This is a genomic window from Chondrinema litorale, from assembly GCF_026250525.1.
Classification (GTDB): Bacteria; Bacteroidota; Bacteroidia; order Cytophagales; family Flammeovirgaceae; genus Chondrinema; species Chondrinema litorale.
In genome coordinates this window covers 386,683-404,010 of record NZ_CP111045.1, presented here as the reverse complement: position 1 = coordinate 404,010, position 17,328 = coordinate 386,683, and the positions used below count along the sequence as shown (strand labels likewise).

At 34.4% G+C, this 17,328-nt stretch carries 9 protein-coding genes; 7 read left to right on the top strand and 2 right to left on the bottom strand.

Going from position 1 to position 17,328, the window contains the following annotated elements:
• Positions 1 to 14: 14 nt before the first annotated feature.
• Complete coding sequence (locus OQ292_RS24490) at positions 15 to 1,181, top strand: iron-containing alcohol dehydrogenase (RefSeq protein ID WP_284686619.1); 1,167 nt, start codon at positions 15 to 17, stop codon at positions 1,179 to 1,181.
• A gap of 139 nt (positions 1,182 to 1,320) precedes the next feature.
• Here OQ292_RS24490 and OQ292_RS24485 read toward each other — a convergent pair whose 3' ends face one another.
• Positions 1,321 to 2,223, bottom strand: coding sequence for a helix-turn-helix domain-containing protein (locus OQ292_RS24485; RefSeq protein ID WP_284686618.1), 903 nt, complete (start codon positions 2,221 to 2,223; stop codon positions 1,321 to 1,323).
• Between the two features lie 193 nt (positions 2,224 to 2,416).
• Here OQ292_RS24485 and OQ292_RS24480 point away from each other — a divergent pair, with 193 nt between their 5' ends.
• From OQ292_RS24480 to OQ292_RS24460, 5 genes are all read left to right on the top strand, one after another.
• Positions 2,417 to 3,823: a sugar porter family MFS transporter gene (locus OQ292_RS24480; protein WP_284686617.1), complete on the top strand. Its 1,407-nt coding sequence runs from the start codon at positions 2,417 to 2,419 to the stop codon at positions 3,821 to 3,823.
• 70 nt (positions 3,824 to 3,893) lie between these two features.
• Entirely contained in the window at positions 3,894 to 7,235 is a 3,342-nt protein-coding gene (locus tag OQ292_RS24475) for a DUF5107 domain-containing protein (RefSeq protein WP_284686616.1), read from the top strand.
• 21 nt (positions 7,236 to 7,256) lie between these two features.
• Positions 7,257 to 10,016, top strand: coding sequence for a DUF8487 domain-containing protein (locus OQ292_RS24470; protein WP_284686615.1), 2,760 nt, complete (start codon positions 7,257 to 7,259; stop codon positions 10,014 to 10,016).
• Between the two features lie 80 nt (positions 10,017 to 10,096).
• The gene (locus OQ292_RS24465) at positions 10,097 to 11,959 is read left to right on the top strand and encodes a glycoside hydrolase family 2 protein (RefSeq protein WP_284686614.1); all 1,863 of its coding nucleotides are present in this window, start codon (positions 10,097 to 10,099) and stop codon (positions 11,957 to 11,959) included.
• Between the two features lie 253 nt (positions 11,960 to 12,212).
• Positions 12,213 to 15,452 carry a DUF8487 domain-containing protein gene (locus tag OQ292_RS24460; RefSeq protein ID WP_284686613.1) on the top strand — a complete coding sequence of 1,080 codons (3,240 nt, stop codon included), beginning with the start codon at positions 12,213 to 12,215 and terminating at the stop codon, positions 15,450 to 15,452.
• 901 nt (positions 15,453 to 16,353) lie between these two features.
• Here the strand turns inward: OQ292_RS24460 and OQ292_RS24455 are convergent.
• Positions 16,354 to 16,986 carry a helix-turn-helix transcriptional regulator gene (locus OQ292_RS24455; protein ID WP_284686612.1) on the bottom strand — a complete coding sequence of 211 codons (633 nt, stop codon included), beginning with the start codon at positions 16,984 to 16,986 and terminating at the stop codon, positions 16,354 to 16,356.
• A gap of 87 nt (positions 16,987 to 17,073) precedes the next feature.
• Between OQ292_RS24455 and OQ292_RS24450 the strand changes: the two genes are divergently transcribed.
• Positions 17,074 to 17,202, top strand: coding sequence for a hypothetical protein (locus OQ292_RS24450; protein ID WP_284686611.1), 129 nt, complete (start codon positions 17,074 to 17,076; stop codon positions 17,200 to 17,202).
• Positions 17,203 to 17,328 lie beyond the last annotated feature (126 nt).

Genomic DNA, 17,328 nt, shown 5'->3' with positions numbered 1-17,328 from the left:
TAAAAATAAAAATCATGAGCAAATTATTCATCGCAGGAGAGGTATTTCACGGAGCAGGAAGCCTTTCAGAATTAAAAGAAATTAAAGGTAAAAAAGCTTTCTTCGTATTAGGCGGAGGTTCAATGAAAAGGAACGGAACGTTGGAGAAAGCAATTGACTTCTTAAAAAAAGCTGGAATTGAAAGTGTAGTTTTTGATGGTGTAGAAGAAGACCCATCATCTGCAACTTGTCTTAAAGGCGCAGAAGCTATGCGTAATTTTGAACCAGATTGGATAATTGGTTTAGGGGGGTGTTCGGCAATAGATGCAGCTAAAACTATGTGGATTTTTTATGAGCATCCTGAAACCAATTTCGATGATTTAACAAAACCATTTAGTGTTCCTACACTTAGAAATAAGGCAAAATTTATTGCCATTCCTTCAACAAGTGGAACAGGAACCGAAACAACTGGTTTAGCTGTAATTACCGATAGAGATAAAGGTGTAAAATATCCGATTGTATCATACGAGCTAACGCCTGATATTGCTATTGTAGATGGTGAAATTTGTGCTTCAATGCCTGCACATGTTACCTCAAATACAGGATTAGATGCATTAACTCACTGTGTAGAAGCATTTGTTTCTAACATTGACGACAATTATGCAGATGTGCTTTCTAAAGGCGGACTAGAAATTGTTTTTGATAACTTGGAAGAAGCCGTAAACAATCCTCAAAACATACAAGCTAGACAAAATATGCACGATGCTTCTTTTATGGCAGGATTGGCATTTAACAATGCTTGGTTAGGAATTGTACACTCATTATCGCACCAAGTAGGGGCATTATACGGCATTCCTCATGGTTGTTCTAATGCGATCTTCTTACCAAATGTGATTCGTTACAACGAATTAGCTACAGAAAAATACCCTGCTTTGGCAAAAGTCATTGGCGGTAATTCTGCAGAAGATTTAGCTGTTTCAATTGAGCAGTTAAGAGAAAAAGTTGGTAATATCTCATCTATCAAAGAATTTGGTATTTCAAAAGAAGATTGGGATAAAAACCTAGACTATATTGCTAAAAATGCATTGGCTGATCCTTGTACAGGATTTAACCCTCGTGTTCCAACTCTTGAGGAGTTAAAAGCTATCTATAATGCTTGCTACGAAGGTATTATTTATACTGAAACAGTAGCAACAGCTTAATTTTTATCAGTATATTATCTATTCAAAAAGACTGTCTAATTTAGGCGGTCTTTTTTGTCTTTATGTTAAAAAGGATTGAAAATTATTAATATAAAGTGCTAAAGAAATGTTTGATGGAATATCTATTTTAAAAATTAACTCAACTATTATTTTCTCTTTTATATTTTGTAGGAGGTACACCCATAAATTTTTTGAATACACGAGAAAAATATAAGGGGTCTTGGTAATCTAGTTTGTAGCTGATTTCCTTTATTGACATGGAGGTTAAGTTGATTAACTCACAAGCTTTTTGAATCTTGATAAGACTAAAAAATTGCATAATTGAATGGCCTGTTTTATTCTTAAAAATCGTAAATAGAGTAGAAGATGATTTCCCAAAATGCTTCTCAATGTCTTTAATTGTAAGTGTGTCATAAATATGCTCATTCATAAATTCAACAATTCTTTTTACTGTATCATCATTTTGAATAGTATTTGGAGAAATTAAAGAATCATAAAGAAAAGAGCCAATAAGCTTATGAAGTAGCATACTCGAATATTCAAACACTTCGTCCCTATAACCAAGGCTAAAAAGATCGAGTATGTGATCAAATTCAGTTGTTTTGCTTTGTGGATTAGAAATTGGAACTGGATTCCCGTTATTTAAATCGCTAAACTTTTGATAGAGATAGCTGACAGTTTTACCCGTAAAGTGCACCCAATAAATACTCCAAGGCATAGATCCACTAGACTGATAAGTATGTTTCTCTTGTGGAGAAATAATATAAAATGAATTTGGTGTTAGTTCAAACTTTTGATTTTTAGTTTTAATTATACCTTGTCCTTCAATACAATAAATAAGAATATATTCAAGAGAACCATTTGGTCGGTTTCTAAAATGGTTTAGTGCTTTTGGGAAATAGCCGATATCGGTTAAGTATAAGTTATTTACAACGTTATTTGCCAGATATTTCTTGATTAATTCCCTTGGAACTACCATCATTTTTTCTCCCGTAAACCCTTGCCGCATTAGCTTCTGCGTATTTGCATTCCTGCTTCTCATGATTAATCACTATCTGCTTTATTTCAAATGAATTGTCCATATTTTATGGATTAAAATCCATCTGATCAAAATGTAATATTTATAACTTTGACTTGCAACATGTGCATAAAATTAAAGAAATCGAAAGTAAAAATTATAGTTTGATTTCGATCAAAATAATTAACCATTAGAATAACATTGTTCGCAAGTAAATATGAAACAAAAATATCAATATAATATCCCATATTTATTAGCACTCGCCTTAACCTCTGCAATGGGTGGTTTACTTTTTGGCTACGATTGGGTGGTAATTGGAGGTGCTAAACCATTTTACGAATTATTTTTCCAAATTCAGAATAATCCTACTTTACAAGGTTGGGCAATGAGCAGTGCATTAATTGGCTGTGTAGCTGGTGCAATGTTATCTGGAGGTGTTTCTGATAAATACGGCAGAAAGCAACCTTTAATTTTAGCTGCACTTCTTTTTATTCTCTCTGCTTACGGTAGTGGAGCCACAGATAATTATGTGCTCTTTATAATCTACCGAGTAATAGGTGGAGTCGGTATTGGTATGGCTTCTGCACTTTCACCTATGTATATTGCAGAAATTTCTCCAGCTGAGTATCGGGGCAGATTGGTAGCTATAAACCAACTTACCATAGTTATTGGCATTCTCTCTGCACAAATATGTAATTACCTTATTGCCGATACCATTCCAGATGGTTATACAGAACAACAGATTCTTAATTCTTGGAATGGCATAACAGGTTGGCGAATAATGTTTTGGGCTGAAATTATTCCTGCATCAGCATTTTTTGTATTAATGTTTTTTGTTCCTAAGAGTCCACGTTTTCTGGCAAAAACTAAAAATCTGGTAAAAGCTGAAGATATATTAAGAAAAATTGGTGGAGAACAATATGCACAACAAGAAATAAATGGTATACAAAACTCCCTTGTTCAGGTTAAAAATGTAGAAAAAATAAAATGGTCTGAACTGGCTAACAGAAAACTTAGACCTGTTTTAATCACCGGAATAATACTAGCAGTTTTTCAGCAATGGTGTGGTATAAACATCATATTCAATTACGCAGATGAAATTTTTACCTCTGCCGGGTATAGTGTAAGCGATATGCTTTTTAATATTGTAATTACAGGAAGCGTAAACTTGGCTTTTACACTTATCGCCATGCGTGTTGTAGATCAATTAGGCAGAAGAAAGCTTCTCTTGTTTGGTGCAGGAGGTTTAGCTATCATCTATATTATTTTGGGCTTTAGCTATTATGCAGGCTGGTCTGGTTGGCCTATTTTAAGTCTGGTAATACTTGCTATTTCTGTTTATGCTATGTCATTGGCACCTGTAACATGGGTGGTACTTGCAGAGATTTTTCCAAATCGAGTAAGAGGGGTTGCTGTCTCAATCGCAACTTTTGCACTTTGGGTGGCTTCATTTATTCTCACATTTACATTTCCAATTCTTAATAATTGGTTAGAAGCCCATGGTACTTTTTGGTGTTATGCAGGCATATGTGTCGTTGGTTTTTTCCTGATAAAATCAAGATTAACAGAAACAAAAGGCAAATCGCTCGAAGAGATTGAAAAAGATTTAGAAATCCATTCCTAAGAAATAATAATAAACTTTTAGTTAAAAAATTTGAGTTGATCGCGTCAATTATTTATTAAACATTAACGAGGTGAAAAATTTGGTAACATCAAAGTTCTCTAAGAGAACAATCCCCACATACGAATTGGGTAAACCTGAAATAAATCCTGTTTTTTTTGAAAAGAGAGTCTATCAAGGTTCATCGGGAAAGGTATATCCAGTGCCTTTTATTGATAAAGTTTACGATCAAAAAGTACAAACTCAATATGATGAGGCTATTCTAGAGAATGAATTTGTAAGACTTGTAATGCTACCTGAGATTGGTGGACGCATCTTTGAAGCGCAAGACAAGTCGAATAATAATTACGATTTTTTCTATAAACAAGAAGTAATAAAACCGGCATTGGTGGGTTTAGCAGGTCCTTGGATAAGCGGTGGAGTAGAGTTTAACTGGCCTCAACATCACCGACCAGGGACTTATCTACCAACAGATACTTATCTTGAAGAAGAGGCTGATGGAGCTAAAACTTTCTGGATGTCAGAATACGATCCTATGTATCGCCTAAAAGGGATGCATGGCATTCGGATTCGACCTGGAAGTTCGTTAATCGAATTAAGAGCACGATTATTTAATCGTACTCCACTCACGCAAACTTTCCTTTGGTGGGCAAATGTTGCGGTGAGAGTTCATGAGCAATACCAGAGTTTTTTTCCACTAGATGTTCATTATGTGGCCGACCATGCAGTGAGAGCAATGAGTAGTTTTCCTATTGCAGAAAATCATTATTATGGAGTGCCGTACCACGAAAGAGAAGGAAAAAACGACTTGCGTAAATACGAAAACATTACTGTGCCAACCAGTTATATGGTTTGTGATACAAAATATAATTTTTTTGGAGGATACGATTTTAAAACTGATGGTGGATTTATACATGTGGCCAACAGACATATAGCTCCCGGCAAAAAACAGTGGACTTGGGGTAGTGAAGAATTTGGAAAAGCATGGGACAGAGAGTTGACTGATAGTGGAGGTCCTTATTTTGAATTGATGGCAGGTGTTTACACCGACAATCAACCAGATTTCTCATACCTACTTCCTTTTGAAACTAAAACATTTTCTCAGTTCTGGTGGAGCTATAAAAAGTTGGGTCCCGTTCAAAATGCTACTAAAGACTTAGCTATCCGATTAGATTTACAACAAGGTAACAAACTTGATGTAGGTCTTGCAGCGAGCAAAAGTTTTGAAGCACTAAACATTTCAATACAAATAGGAGAAACACAGCACTTGATTAATAAAGTTGCTATTTCACCAGATAATCCTTGGCTTGGAGGAGGTTTTACATTCCAAAGTGGAGAAGAAGATAAGATTTCGATGTCAGTTTTTGATGCGACTGGTAAGTTACTAATCAACTATAAGCATATAGAAATAGACAAAACTCGAAACAGAAAAGTAGCTTTTGAACCTAAACAGCCAGAAAATGTAGCCAGTTCTATTGAGCTAGAAATGATTGGAGAGCATTTAGAACTATATCGTCATCCAACTAGATACCCAGAACCCTACTGGAAAGAAGCCATTAAAAAAGACCCAAAAAACTATAAAGCATATATCTCTTTGGGTAAATCTGAGCTGAAACTTGGTAAGATTAATGAAGCTAAAAAATATTTGCAAACTGCCACTGAGGTGATGACCACTTATCATCCGAATCCATCTAATGGAGAAGCATATTATTTTCTTGGCTTAACTTATTTCTACACTGGTGAATTAGATTTAGCTTATTCAGCACTTTATAAAGCTACATGGAATTTTGAATGGAGAGCTTCTGCTTATTATGTTTTAGCAAAAATCGATTGTATAAAATTTGATTTTGAAACAGCTCTTGAACAGATAGAAGCTGCCCTCGATACCAACCGTCAAAATAATAGTGCAATTATTCTAAAAGCTGTTGTGCTTCATAAAATAGGTCAAAAAGATCAAGCACAATTAATATTAGAAGATTTGCAAAAAATAGATGCCTTAGACCAATGGGCGAATTATGAACTTGCAACAATTATTCATGATTTTGCAGCATTTTTAAAATCTTCGAGAAATGATGCACAAACAATTATAGATATTGCTTTTGAATATGCAGAGGCTGGATGTTACCAAGAAGCAATCGAACTGCTTAAACTCCATTTGGCAAATGATGTAGCAGAATGTGCCGTGCCAAATCCAATGGGACAGTCTGTAATGCCAAAGTTTATTTTATCTTGGTTATATGCAAAAATTGGAAATAAATCAGAATCGCAAGAATGGTTAGAGCAAGCAAGTAAATCCTCATTCAATTACTTTTTCCCATCTCGTTTAAGTGAACAGTTAGTTTTAGAATGGGCACTCCAACAAATGCCAGATTGCCATTTAGCAGCTTATGGTCTAGGTAATTATTTCTTTAATCTAAAAAGACATAAAGATGCCATAAAAGTTTGGGAACAAGCAGCAACTTCTAATTGCAAATATGCTACGCTGTATAGAAACCTCGGAATAGCTTACTGGAACACTCAAACTGACGGAGAAAAAGCCAAAGCCTCATTTACAAAAGCAATAGATTTAGCTCCGGAAGATATGCGTATCCATTTTGAGTTTGATCAATTATGCAAGAAATTAAATAACGATCCTACTTTGAGGTTGAAAAAGATTGAAAGCCTTGGCGATTTGATTTTAAGTAGAGACGATTTTAGTGTAGAGTTAGCTGCACTTTATAATTATGCAGTGCGATACGAAAAAGCCTTAGACCTTTTAACTCATCGAAACTTTCATCCTTGGGAAGGTGGAGAAGGGCAAGTATTGAAACAATATACTTATGCTTGCTTAAAACTCGGGCAACAAGCATTGGCAAAAGGTGATGCGAAACTTGCTATAACATATTTCGAAAAGTCGTTGAATACACCCGATAATTTGGGCGAAAAATACCATCCACTTCAAGCAAAAGCACACATCAATTATTGGAAGGGAATGGCATGTAAAGCTGGTGGTTTAGCAGAGGAAGCGGTAAAATATTTTACAGAGAGTGCTACTGAAAATGGAGACTTTATTGATATGGCTGTAAGCGATTATTCTGAGATGTCTTTTTATAAAGCACTGTCTCTTAAAGAGCTTGGCAAACAAGACGAGGCATTAAAAATCTTTAAAGGGATGAAAAACTTCTCAAATAAAAAATTAACAGAAACTGTAAAGATTGACTATTTGGCTACATCACTTCCGTTACTTTTAGTTTTTGAAGATGATATTCAATTAAGAAATGAAATAGATGCCAAGCACCTTTTAGCTTTAGCACATATTGGATTGGGTAATAAAACGGAAGCTAAAAAATTACTGGATTATGTAAAGGCTCTTAACACCATGCATACAGGAGTAAAAGAAGCTTTATTATTTATAAAAAGTGAAGTTGTATCTTAAAACTAGACGAAATACATAAAAATGAAGCATTCTAATATCGCCAATATTCTTTTTGTCATGGTTTGCCTATGCTGCTTTAGTTGCAAAAATGAAGAGCAAAGCAGTAGAATATTGTTAGATGGACAGTGGAAAGTAGCTTTAGATTCTACTAATATCGGTGAGTCTGAAAAATGGTATGAGCATGATATTCAAGGAGTGAATGTGGCATTGCCGGGCACGCTTGATGAAGCTCAACTTGGTACAGAGAATACACTTAAACCAGCTTTAAATAACTATGTACTTTCGCATCTTGCCAGAAAATATCAATACATAGGGAAAGCGTGGTATCAAAGAGAAGTAAACATACCAAACGATTGGCAAGGAGCATCCACTGAACTAGTTTTAGAGCGTGTAATCTGGGAATCTTCGGTTTGGGTTAATGGTAAATTTGCAGGAAAAAATAATAGCTTGGTAGCATCACATAACTATGATTTGAGTGAGCAATTAAAACCAGGCAAAAATATTATTAGCATTTGCATAGATAATTCTGACCAGTACCCGCTTATCAATATGATTGGCGATAAGTATCCGATGGAAACATCAAGAGAAATGGCTCATGCTTATACCAATCATACACAAATTAAGTGGAATGGAATAGTTGGTGAAATAGCCATCAAAAAACATGATAAAACGCTTTTAGAAAAAATTCAAATCTATACTGATTTAACAAATCGCCAATTAGCATTTGCTACTAAAACTAATCTTACTGAGCTTAAAGAATTAAATTATCAAATAAAAAAAGGAGTAACACTTATTGCTGAAGGTAAGGTTAATGTAGATGTAAATGGAAATCTGGCAAAAGGTAAAATTAGCCTTTCTGATGAGGTAAAAGCTTGGGATGAATTCAATCCAAATATTTATACTTTGGAACTTACAGCGGTAGATGGTTCTGGTAAAGCTCAGCAAAATTTTGGACTGAGGGAGATTAAAACCGAAGGAGGGACACTGAAGTTAAACAATCAAAGAATTTTTCTACGTGGTACTTTGGAGTGTGCTGTTTTCCCGCAAACTGGTTACCCATACACAAATAAAGAGGATTGGAAAAAAGTAATCAGCACTGCTAAATCTTATGGTTTAAATCATTTTAGATTTCACTCTTGGTGCCCTCCAGCAGCAGCCTTCGAAGCTGCCGACGAACTGGGTTTTTATATTCAAGCTGAATTACCACATTGGAGCTTAAAAGTTGGTGAAGATGCTGCTACTAGCGATTTTCTAAAGCAAGAAGCTCAAAGAATTATTACTGCTTATGGTAATCATCCTTCGTTTATTTTAATGGCTATGGGCAATGAACTGGAAGGCGATTTTGATGTATTAAATGCAATGGTTAAAAGTTTAAAATCGCAAGATAATCGTAGACTCTACACGACTACAAGCTTTTCTTTTCAAAAAGGTGCAGGTTCGGTGGCACAACCTGAAGATGAGTTTTTGGTTACACAATGGACTGAAAACGGTTGGATTCGCGGACAAGGTTTCTTCAATTCAGAATCACCACATTTCGATAAAGACTATCAGGCTGAGATGAAGCATATTAATATGCCAGTAATCTCACATGAAATTGGTCAGTATTCAGTCTATCCAGATATAAATGAAATTTCTAAGTATCAGGGAGTATTGAAACCACTAAATTTTATCGCCATTCGCAACGATTTAGAGCAAAAAGGACTGTTAAAATATGCTTCAGATTTTACTTTGGCATCAGGCAAATTAGCTGCTTTACTTTATAAAGAAGAAATTGAACGAGCGATGAAAACACCTGCATTCGATGGATTTCAGCTACTTCAACTTCAAGATTTTCCGGGACAGGGTACAGCCTTAGTGGGTCTACTCAATGTCTTTTGGGAATCTAAAGGAGCTATAGATAATGAAACTTTCTCTATGTTTAATGGTCCTGTTGTTCCTTTGTTGCAATTCGAAAAAGCAGTTTACAAATCTGGAGAAACCTTTAATGCAGAAATTCAGATTGCAAATTTTAAAGAAGCTATTAAAGATTATACTATTAATTGGAGCATAGTTGATGGTAAAAATGTGTTAGAGTCTGGTTCTCTTAATGGTGATTTAATCGAAATAGGAAATCAGAATTTTGTAGGGAAAATAGCACAAAGCTTAGAAGTAGACAAAGCAAAACAGTTACAAGTAAAAGTTGAAATAGCTGGAACACCATACAAAAACCAATGGCCAATTTGGGTGTATCCTGAGGTTGATTTAGATGCTGGAAATGTAATTTATACAAGGTCTTATAATGAAGCAGAAAAGTTATTGAAGCAAGGCAAAAAAGTACTTTTAAACCCTAATCTAGAAGACTTAAAAGGAGTTGAAGGTAGATTTGTTCCTGTTTTTTGGAGTCCGGTTCACTTTCCAGATCAGCCATCTACTATGGGTATTTTATGTGATACTGATCATCCGGCATTGGCTAATTTTCCTACGGAGTTTCATTCTAACTGGCAATGGTGGGATTTATGTATCAATTCTAAGTCTATTGTTTTAGATGATGTGCAAGTAGACCCAATTGTAACTGTAGTTGACAATTTTGTAACTAACAGAAAGCTAGCAAATGTATTTGAAACTAAAATAGGAGAGGGCAGCTTAGTTTTTACTTCCATCGATTTGGAGAAAAATTTAGATGACCGACCTGTTGCTAAACAGCTAAGAAAAAGCTTAGTAGAATATATGAAAAGCGATCAGTTTACACCGAAGCAAAGTTCTTCTTTTGAAGATATTAAAAGTTTTAGTAGCAAAAGATAACATGTATATACATGTGTAAAGATGCTCTTTATGTTTTTTTGATTAGATTGTTTATGAAATTTTAATAATATAAGATAAATATGAAATATAATAAAACTATACTTATCCTAACTACAAGCCTATTTTTGGTTTCCACCCATCTTATAAAAGCGCAAGAGCTTCTAACTAATGTATATGGCCGAGAGACTTATAGCTTAAATGGCAAATGGCAATACATTGTAGACCCATACGAAACTGGCTTTTATGATTATCGATTTAAAGAAAAGCACGAAAAAGACCCTGGAGCTTATTGGAATAGTGGTGTGCCTAAAGATAAAACCGCCATGGTTGAACATGGTTACGATGATAAAAACACATTAAATGTACCGGGCGATTGGAACTCTCAAGACCCAATATTTTTATATTACGAAGGAACAGTTTGGTACAAAAAGTCTTTCGACTATAAAAAGAAAGCAGAATCTAATAGGCTATTCTTATATTTTGGTGCGGTAAATTATCAGGCAGAAGTATATTTAAATGGTAAGAAGCTTGGCTCACACAAAGGTGGTTTTACACCATTTCAGTTTGAGATAGACGATTCCATTCTAAAGGAGAAAGACAATTATGTTGTAGTAAAAGTAGACAACAAAAGGCATAAAGATGAGGTGCCCACAGTAAATACAGACTGGTGGAATTTTGGCGGTATAACTAGAGATGTAATGGTTGTTGAAACTCCGGCTGTATTTGTAGAAGATTATTTCATTCAACTTAATACTGAGACTGTTGCCTTAAAACCCAATATGAAAAAAGCGGAGGTTACAGGTTGGGTAAAATTAAATGGTGCTAAGACTGGTGAAGAAGTGACAATAGAGATTCCTGAGTTAAAAGCAAAGACCACTATAACTTATTCTAATTCTTTAACACCCTTTTCCATGAAGCTGTCTAAAGTGGAATTGTGGTCAGATGTAAACCCCAAAAGGTATGAGTTGGTAATTAGTGTCGCTGATGATGTACTGAAAGAAAAAATTGGTTTAAGAAAAATAGAGGTAGATGGAAAAAAGATTTTGCTGAATGGAAGACCTGTTTTTTTGAGAGGAATCTGTATGCATGAGGAGGTTCCAACAGAAATGCGCAGAGCAAAAACCAGAGAAGATGCGCTAGAACTACTAGGCTGGGCAAAAGAATTAAATTGCAATTTCATCAGGTTGGCTCATTATCCTCACAACGAACAAATAGTTCGTGCAGCAGACTCACTAGGCATTTTACTTTGGTCTGAAATTCCAGTTTATTGGACGATTGATTTTGGTAATGCAGCAGTATTAGAAAAAGCCAAAGTCCAACTCAAAGAAATGATTACAAGAGATCGCAACAAACCAAGTGTTATAATATGGTCAGTAGGAAACGAAACACCAGTATCTCCAACAAGAACAGAGTTTATGAAAAACCTAGTTCTAGCTGCCAAAAGCATGGATTCAACTAGGTTAATTTCAGCAGCATTGGAAGTGCACTATAATAAAGATAAAAATACAATTAACGATCCACTTGGAGCCTATACCGATGTAGTATCTGTAAATGAGTATTTGGGTTGGTATATTGGTTTGCCATCTTACTGCCAAACAGCACAATGGGAGACCATTTACGACAAACCACTCATATTTAGCGAAACAGGAGCAGGAGCCAAAGGAGGTTTTCATGCAGATTCACTTACAAGATGGAGTGAAGAATACCAAGAATGGTTTTACAAAGAGCAAGTAAAAATGATGAAAAGAATGCCAGATAACTACACTGGTTTAACTCCTTGGATTCTTGCGGACTTCCGTTCGCCTAAAAGAAATAATCCTACTTATCAAGAAGGATGGAACAGAAAAGGTTTAATTGATGAGAAAGGGAATAAGAAAAAAGCCTTTTATGAACTTAAAAAATATTATGATGAACTTGCTACAGAGCAGTCAAAAGAAAAATAGTTTTCTGCCTTAAAGATTCATTTAAATTAAGAAAATACTTCATTCCCCCAATGTCGATAAAAGATATTGAGGGAATGAATATTATGGCACGATATGCACTTTATGTCTTACTTCATCAAAGAATAATACTAACAAATCATAAGTATATAATCTTTATTGCCAGCATTATGCAAACCTGTAGTTATTTACTTCCTATATAATATTTTTGCAGGATATTTTAATCAATTAACTTATTACTACTTCAATCGCTATTATGATAATCAACAATCTCGATATAAAGGGAATAATCTTTTTTATCATTTTATTAAGTCCTTTTTACACTTTTGCTCAAGATATTATTGATTTATCAGGCCAGTGGAAAGTAGAATTGCTAATACAGAATAGTGATGAAAACTCAACAGGTAAGTTAAAGAAAACGGGTAATATTCTGTTACCTGGTTCACTAGCCGAGAATAGCTTTGGATATAAAACTACGGAATCAGACTATGGCGTTTTAACCCCTGAGTATGAATTTATTGGCAAAGCATTGTACAAGAAACAAATTGAGATTCCCAAAAAATGGAAAAATAAACAAATAGAAATATTTTTAGAGCGGGTACTTTGGGAATCTCGTGTATTTATCGATGGAGTAGAACTGTCAGTACAAGATGCGCTTGGTACACCTCATATCCATAGGATTGGTAAACTTAGCCCAGGCAAACATGAATTGACTGTGTTAGTAGATAATGATATGATCCACAATATTGGAGATCGAGGTTCTGCCTATACAAAACATACACAGAGCATTTGGAATGGCATTGTTGGGAAAATAGAACTAAGGGCAAAAGATGCTGTTCATTTCTTAAAGAGTGATATTTATTCGGATATTAAAGCCAATGAAATTACTCTAAAATCTAGTGTTACATCTCTCAAAAAAACAAAAGCTGTTTTCAATTATGAAATTGTATCTGCAGATAATGGAGAAATTGTTTTATCTGGTCAATTTGAAAAGGAGTTAGCAGAAGGACAAACAAGGTTTGAGCAAAAAATTTCAACAGAAGGAAAACTTGCGTTATGGAGCGAGTTTAATCCAGCGGTGTATATTTTAAAATTGAATGTAAAAGCAGGTAAAAATAAAGATTCACAAGAAATAGAATTTGGGTTTCAGCAATTGTCTCATAATGGTACAAAATTGCTGGTAAATGGCAAGCCTGTATTTCTTCGCGGAAATCTAGATTGTGTTCATTTTCCATTAACTGGTTATCCTTCTTGTGACTTAGCAGATTGGTTGCGAATATTTAAAACTTACAAAGCTTATGGCTTAAACCATGCCCGCTTTCACTCTTGGTGTCCACCAGAAGCAGCTTTTAAAGCAGCCAACAGAGTAGGAATTTACTTACAGGCAGAAGCTTCTGTTTGGGTTGATTCGTGGATGAGTACAGATATGATTGAAAAAGGCCGACCGGAGATGGAGACCAAAGGTCATCCAAAAGGACTTGGATACGATCCACCACGAGATAAGTTTATAATTGCAGAAATGAACCGTGTGGTTAATACTTATGGCAATCATCCTTCATTTTCGATGTTTTGCATCGGTAATGAGCTTGGCAATTCAGATTACGACCAATTGAAAAAATGGATTGCCGATTTAAAAAAACATGATCCACGTAGATTATATGCTTCATCCACTGCGCGAACTATTACCGAAGTAGATGATTATTCTGCAACGCATTATATAAACGGAGTGGGTAACACTAGAGGATTAAATGGTGCAAAAACTAATTGGAATTTTGAGGATATTTATTCTCAAATGGATATTCCTATCATAGCGCATGAAATTGGCCAATGGCCGGTTTATCCTCGCTGGAGTGAAATCGAGAAATATACAGGTGTGCTGAAAGCCAGAAATCTGGAAGAATTAAAAGTACTTGCAGAGAAAAATGGCATAGCAAAGCAAGACAATGCTTTTGCAGAAGCTTCTGGTGCATTAAGTCAAATTTTATACAAATATGAGATAGAATCCTTTTTGCGAACGCCAAGTTGTGCCGGAATTCAGTTGCTAGGTATGCAAGATTATCAAGGCCAAGGAGAAGCACTAATAGGTTGGTTAGATGCCCATTGGGATAGCAAAAAAATTACGACACCAGAAGAATTTAAAAAACACAACAATACTGTTGTCCCATTACTATTAATGGACAAATATGTATGGGAAAATGATGAAGTGTTTAAAGCTAAAATGCAACTTTCTAATCATGCAGAAGGTGATTTAGATTTAGCAATTTCTTGGACTATTTCTGATGAAGCAGTGAAAACCTATGCTGCTGGAAACTTAGACAAGCAACTTTTTAAAGTAGGAGAGTTGAGTGATATAGGAGATATAGAATTGAATCTGGATGAAGTTACTCATGCCTCAAAATTGATTGTTTCTGTTCAAGCTGATAACACAGATTTTAAAAATGAATGGCCTATCTGGGTTTATCCAGTAAAGGATTCTAATACTAATTATGAAGATATTATTGTAGCAAATGAACTAGATACAGCAACTTTAAAAGAGTTAAAATCTGGCGCTAAAGTTCTATTACAAGCTCACAAACTTGGTACTATTGAGACATCAGTACAAGCATTATTTTATCCTTTGTATTGGTCATTAACTTTTTTTCCGGGTCAAGGAAAAACCAATATTGGTTTATTACTAGACGAAAAACACGCTGCGTTTGAAAACTTCCCAACTTCGTTTCACAGTAATTGGCAATGGGAGTCTATCTCTGCTGATGCGAAAGGGTATATTTTAAACGAATTGCCACATCAATACAAACCAATAGCACAACCAGTTGATGATTTCCATAGAAACAACAAAGTAGGTTCTATCTTCGAATTAAAAATCGGAGATGGTAAACTCTTAGTTTGTGGTTATAATTTGGAAGCAGATAAACCAGTTGCCAAACAGTTAAAGAGCAGTTTGTTAGCATATATGAATTCCGATTCATTTAATCCACAGCAAGTTGTTGCAGACGATTGGCTCAAATCAACTTTTGTAAAAGTAGTTGAAGTTAACGATGTAATAGATACAGATACCTTTAATAATGCCATTTTATATGTGGATGCGGCTGCAAATTTAGAGACTGAAAAACAGCATATCAGTTGGGAAACTAAAAACGATAAAATTCAAATAGCAAACGAAACTAGTTATACAGTTAATGCAGATAAAACATGGAAAGATGGCGAAAATAGTGTTTGGGAAGGCTCAGAAATAGAAATTCAAATTAACTGTCCTGAAGGGATGTTAGGTAGTCTCTTAGTAAGTTTTAATGACCATAATGAAAAAGGTAAAAGTGGTATTTTGAGTTTTGAGGGCCGCGAATCTAAACTTGAATCTATAGCAGAAAATACGGAGACTTGGGTTAAATTTCATGTAATGCGAGAAGACAGCAATGATGGAAAATTACTTTTAAAAGCCATTGCAGACACGGGAGATAGTTTGATGATAAATAAAATTGTTCTGTTGAAAGAGTAGTTTTTGAGAAACTATTTGCTTAAGGATATAAAGGGAAATATTTAAATAATTCTATCCTTACTATAACCTGTTTTATAGCTAAGAGAAAATCATTGAAAGCAATGATCTTTTTCCTGTACTTTTCTCTAAATTCAATGAGTGCATTGATAACTGGGTGTGTTTTTCAGCATGTTTAGTTGAGGCATAGATTATAGTCTTTTTTTCTAATTAATAAAGAAAAATGTACATCCAACGTAAATAAAGAAACATAAATAATCTAACTCGTTGACTTTTCTTTCACCAAATAAATCAGTAGTCCCGCCTCTACTTGGACATACAAGTTCTTGACCCTGAATTTTAGCACTTAAAAAGCGAAACACCTGAAAAAGGAATGTATTGCGGAGTGATATCGCAGAATGTATCATATCATCTTTAAGATTGAAATACATAAAGAGATGAAAAATCCCAATAGCTATCCAGATGAAGTAGACGCTTAAATTTCTAAGTGATTTATAGCAAAATGAGTAAAGACACAGTTGTGTGGATAGTGAATACACATTAATTATATCTATATCCTTATTAAGATCAATCATTGAAAACAAACTAATTGTGAAAAGGATATAAAACCCTATAGTCCATATATCAAATGATTTAAGTGATTGAAAGTAAAAAATAGGTCTTGCCATAAGGGTATATATACAATATGAACAAACATCAAATAAACTGTAAATCTGTTCACTTATTTATCAGGAATAGTGAAAAATGTAGGATAATTAATATTTAACGTGGATTATACTTCATAAAGATAGAAAGTGAATCGTACAGTAGAAAGTTATTACTACAACCAAATTGGTTAGGTAATAATATTCAAACGAAGAATTATGAAATTCAAACTTATTCTCAAAAAACAAATTCTTACTAATTACAACTTTTTAATTGTGTAAGCGCAACGTCGTGCTCCTGCTAAAACATGATCTACTCTTTCGACATTCACTCTTTCTCCCAGAATTGTCTGAAAAACGTTTAATTCAGCTTTACAAAATCCTTGGCAAGCTTTAGCCGCTTCACAAATCGGACAATGGTTCTCTATTAGTAAGTAATTATCTTCAGCATTTTTAATATAGTCAGCCATATAGCCCTCAGATTCTCTTATAGAAACCAGTTTTTGAACTTTAGCTTCCAAAGAATCATCATCAGCAATATACTTTTTATAATCATTAATGTGATCTTCTCCAGTTGATGCAATAATATTTTGAAGGGCTTCATTGCCTAATGTTTTTCTAATTTTTTCAATAAGCATCACTGTTAGTTTAGAGTGTTTATCAGGAAACCTGCTTTGCCCTTTTTCAGTGAGTGACCAAACTTGTTGTGGTCTACCTCTTCCTTTAGAGCGGTTTTCTTGTTTCACAAAACCTTCGCTAGCTAATTTTAAAAGCTGAAATCTTGCTCCTTCTACCGTAATTCCAAGATGTTTAGCCATCTCTTTAATGGTTTGTTCTCCATTGTTTTTTATTATCCAAATGGCTCTTTCGTTTTCTTGCATTTTATTATTCATAATAAACAAAGTATTTATTTGGTTTATTAAGTAAATATACTACTTTTGAAAAAAAATAAAAAAACATAAACCTCAAATCAACATGTCATGAACCATAAACACCCAAATGTAGCATATAAATTTGATGCTTTTAAAGAAAGTGATAATAATGGCAATGTGAATCACGAAGCAAAATCGTATAAATCTTTTATGATGGAATTATGCTGTTGTGAGTAAAGAAAGTTGTTGATTTCAACTATTTTAATAAACACGCAATCAAATAATAAGTGCGAAAATAAAAAAGCATTTATCTATTAATAAAATCCGCAATTCTAAATACAGCATTTACTAAACAAGTTAGAT